The 1,335-nt window shown below is 64.3% G+C and carries 1 protein-coding gene; it reads left to right on the forward strand.

All coding sequences use genetic code 11. The annotated features are described in order from the left end of the window. Positions 1–108: 108 nt before the first annotated feature. A complete protein-coding gene (locus J7355_RS17565) occupies positions 109–1,281 on the forward strand; it encodes an IS256 family transposase (RefSeq protein ID WP_209065052.1) in 1,173 nt (390 codons plus the stop codon). Positions 1,282–1,335 lie beyond the last annotated feature (54 nt).

Consider the following 1,335-nt stretch of genomic DNA (forward strand, 5'->3'; position numbering starts at 1 on the left):
GGGAGTGCACCATTCGTTCTGTAAATTGGCCTGAGCCGGAAAGGTGACAGGCCACCCGCTATCCTTTCGTTGGAATTCATTAGCCGTGAATGACGAAAGGAGTAACGAATGGCCTGCCAACGACAGGATAACGAAGCCGTGGCTGCTGCCCAACTGATTGCGGAACGCGGCCTGGAGGGGCTGGGTGATGCGGTGTCGATGTTGATCAATGAAGCGATGCGCCTGGAGCGCGAGCGCCACCTGGCGGCTGCGCCCTACGAGCGCAGTCCCCAACGCACCGGCTATGCCAACGGCTACAAACCCAAGACCGTGAAGTCGCGGGTGGGCGCACTGGAACTGGCCGTGCCCCAGGTCCGCGAAGGCGGCTTCTACCCGACCTCGCTGGAGCGCGGGCTGCGTTCCGAACGGGCCCTGAAGCTGGCGCTGGCCGAGATGTATGTCTCGGGTGTGTCGACGCGCAAGGTCGCGCGCGTAACCGAACAGCTGTGCGGCTTCGAGGTCTCGTCGACCGAGGTGTCGCGCTGCGCGCAAGCCCTGGATGACGAGTTGATGGCCTGGCGCGAGCGCCCGCTCGGCGCCTATCCCTATGTCGTGCTGGATGCCCGCTACGAGAAGATGCGCCACGGCGGCACCGTCGTCGACTGTGCCGTGCTGCTGGCCATGGGCGTGGATACCGAGGGCAAGCGCGCGCTGCTGGGCGTCTCGGTGGCCCTGTCCGAGGCGGAGGTGCACTGGCGCAGCTTTCTGAGCGATCTGGCCGCTCGCGGGCTGCACGGCGTGACGCTGTTCGTCTCGGACGATCATGCCGGGCTCAAGGCCGCTCGCGCGGCCGTGTTCCCGGCGGTGGCCTGGCAACGCTGCCAGTTCCATCTGCAGAAGAACGCCGGGCACTACGTACCATCGAGGCGCCTGAAGAAGCCGGTGGCTGCCGATATCCGAGCCGTGTTCGATGCGCCCGATGAAACCGAGGCGAAGCGGCTGATCGACCGCTTCATCCGAACCTACGAAGCCACGGCGCCGAAGCTGGCGCAATGGGCGGAAACCGCCTTGCCCGAGGGGCTGGCGATCCTGGCGCTACCGCGCCACCATCGCCGGCGGCTGCGCACGAGCAATGCCATCGAAGTTGTCAATCGAGAGATCAAACGGCGAACACGGGTCGCGACTCTGTTCCCGAACGAGGCGAGTTGCCTACGCCTGGTCACCGCCGTGGCCATGGAGATCTCGCAGGACTGGCAGACGGGGCGACGCTATCTGAATATGAGCGAGGACGACAGCGAATAGAACGATTACGCCAACGTCAGGATCGCGTTTTTACAGAAAGAATGTTGCTTAATC

This window comes from Endozoicomonas sp. G2_2 (genome assembly GCF_017744135.1).
Classification (GTDB): domain Bacteria; phylum Pseudomonadota; class Gammaproteobacteria; order Nevskiales; family Salinisphaeraceae; genus Salinisphaera.